This is a genomic window from Chitinispirillales bacterium ANBcel5, assembly GCA_029688955.1.
Lineage (GTDB): Bacteria > Fibrobacterota > Chitinivibrionia > Chitinivibrionales > Chitinispirillaceae > Cellulosispirillum > Cellulosispirillum alkaliphilum.
This window is the reverse complement of record JARUKZ010000084.1, coordinates 1-2,712: the sequence shown is the minus strand read 5'-3', so window position 1 is coordinate 2,712 and position 2,712 is coordinate 1. Positions and strand designations below refer to the sequence as shown.

The following is a 2,712-nucleotide window of genomic DNA, read 5'->3' as shown; positions in this document are numbered from 1 at the left end:
CATACTCTTCGCCATCAGGATCGTACTTATAGTATGTTATTGTATAGTCCTCATCACTAAGCCTGTAATTAACAACTACTTTTTCGTCCACAAGGGCTACATTGGTAATCTCTGCTATCCGGTTCCCTTCAAAAGCAACTGCAATCGATGTGTCAAAGTAAGCAGAATCATTATACCACCTCTTAGGCCTTTCCGGAATACCTGGTAAAGATCTTATACCTGCCCAACTGTTACCCAGGACATAGTCATACCAGGGTTTAAAACTCCTGAAAACCATCGGAGTTGTTTCCTCCACTTTTTCTATATAGCCGATTCCTGCATAAGGAGTGAAGTTTATATCACCTGCAATGCTTTGCCAGCTAAGGGTAAAAAGTATTATCATAGCACAAAAAATTGTATTTCTTCCTCTTTTCATAACACCTCCTCTGTAATTATTACAGTATATCTCTTTTACTCTAATTTTTTATTTATTTGCTCTAACAAATACAAATTTGACGGTAAGCTCCTGTTTGTTGTGTGCGGATTCACCTTTCTTCCATTGAGCAAATATACTTTCCGGTTTTCCAAATAGGGTTTCGCATTCCTTAAATATATTTTTCTGTTTAAGAGTTTGTTTTCACAGTGTTTAGTGGTTTTACTCATAAACGCTCTTCCACGCATGGGTTTGGAACTTAGGTCCAATGTACTTATACCCCGGTCATAGGTACCGATCCACAAAACCGAATCGATGCTTATGTCAAGAGATGTAACCATAGTTGAAGTAATGCCGTCAGATCTAAGCAAGGTACTCCAATTATCATCTTCAAAATAGCTAAGCCCATTAATAGTGCCAACCCAAACCCGATTATTATGATCAATAGCAATACTGGTTACTTTATCTGGTGGTGAGCCTGTTTCTTTTGGATACTGTTCATTTAAATGGGATGATATTTTAAAAACACCGGCATCGGTACCAATCCAAATACCACCACCAGAATCCTGTGCAAGAGCTGTTATAGTGTGTTTTTGCGGAAGATTACTTGTGGTCCAACTTCCATCTTTATAAAAAGCAAGGGTCCCATCTCTGCCACCAATCCACAGAGAGGAAACTGATGTTGCTAAAATCGTATTGATATGGCTTGAAGCAAACCCACTGTTATCACTCGAAAAGAGTGTGTCAGAATAATTCCTGATTACCCCTTTTGAAGTAGCATACCAGATCTTTCCCAAATGATCTTCAGCAATTGCATTGATATTACCCGATGGTATAAATTCATTTCCTCTCAGGTCGTTTACCCTTACCCCGTTTCTAACAACTCCAAACACATGAACATTAGTATTCTCAATAAAGTAATAAGTACTGTCTTGTGTACGAAGCATGTCGGTAAAGGGTCTGGTGTAAGGATGGCTCCATTCACTTCCATTATACTTGCTTATTACATTTTTACCATCACTGCATCGAACCCAGACAGAGCCATCATAATCGGCATAAATATACTCTATCATATTGTTGGCAGGTGAGTTGGTACTGATCGGTTGCAGTTCTCCCCACACAAGCTTTCCAAAAAAGTAATCACCACCAACCCAGGCTATATTCCCACTTACCGGAGCTATTGCCCTAATTCTACTGTCACCTCGCTCATACTGTAGCCTTACGTCCCATTTCTCATTCTCAAAAGCCATTACATTCTGACCATACGCCCATATATCACCCTGAGCAGAAACGGAAAAACCTAAAACAGCATTGCTGAGAGTCCCGTCATTGGTTGAAAACAATCTCCAGTCTTCACCATCGTACACAGCAACATTACTTATATCCGTGACAAAAAGCTCGCCTCTTCTTACAGCCATGCTCCATGAGTCAACGAACGGCAGCTCGATAGTTTGATGATACTGTCCATCAACACCAAAACGGAATACCCTGTTGTTAACTCTAACATAAACGCAGCTATCTGCTCCTCCTGAAACGACATTATCAACATATTCATCGGTTCCTCTGAGTTCATCAAATGCAGTCACCCGTTCGAAAGTAGTGCCACTTTGTTTCAGTATCCCATCCGATATCCCTACCCATACAGCACCAAAATAATCAACTGTAAGATCGTTTACCCTGCTGCTGAAATGAAATTGTTGTCCAAAACTGCCGTTTCTATACTGTGCAATTGTACTACCTGATGCCGCCCATACCGCCCCCGATGAGTCCAATGCAAGTTTAATACTACTATCGGAAAAAAAACCGTTATCTCTATCAAATACCTGTTGCTCCTCAGTACTTGTATTCCACCGCACGAGTCCGGTTCTACTGGTAGTCATCCAAAGATACTGCCCGTCTATGAGCAGCTCGGTAATATCCTGCCTGTTGATATGATGGTTCCATGAGTACTGAGCATATACAACCGCTGGTAAGAGAAGCAAGAGGTATAATAGTTTGTATAGACGATTCATATTTTTTCCTTGCAGGGTTACAATTTTTCATTAAAGATTACTTCTCTCTCTTTAATATCTTCCTGTTCAGATCTTGTAAAGTAAAAAAACAATAGCTATAGCATCGTACTCTTCACCATCAGGATCGTACTTATAGTCTGTTATTGTATAGTCCTCATCACTAAGCCTGTAAGTAACAACGACTTTTTCGTCCACAAGGGCTACATCGGTAATTTCTGCTATCCGGTTCCCTTCAAAAGCAACTGCAATCGATGTGTCAAAGTAAGCAGAATCATTATACCACCTCTT

At 40.2% G+C, this 2,712-nt stretch carries 3 protein-coding genes; all 3 read right to left on the bottom strand.

Annotated features, from left to right (window positions below; all coding sequences use genetic code 11):
• On the bottom strand, positions 1-415 hold a 415-nt coding region (locus QA601_18685; GenBank protein MDG5817130.1), incomplete at its 3' end, for a hypothetical protein.
• 35 nt (positions 416-450) lie between these two features.
• A complete protein-coding gene (locus QA601_18680; protein ID MDG5817129.1) occupies positions 451-2,424 on the bottom strand; it encodes a two-component regulator propeller domain-containing protein in 1,974 nt (657 codons plus the stop codon).
• Positions 2,425-2,490: 66 nt separating this feature from the next.
• Positions 2,491-2,712: hypothetical protein (locus QA601_18675; GenBank protein ID MDG5817128.1), on the bottom strand; the 222-nt coding region annotated here is incomplete at its 5' end.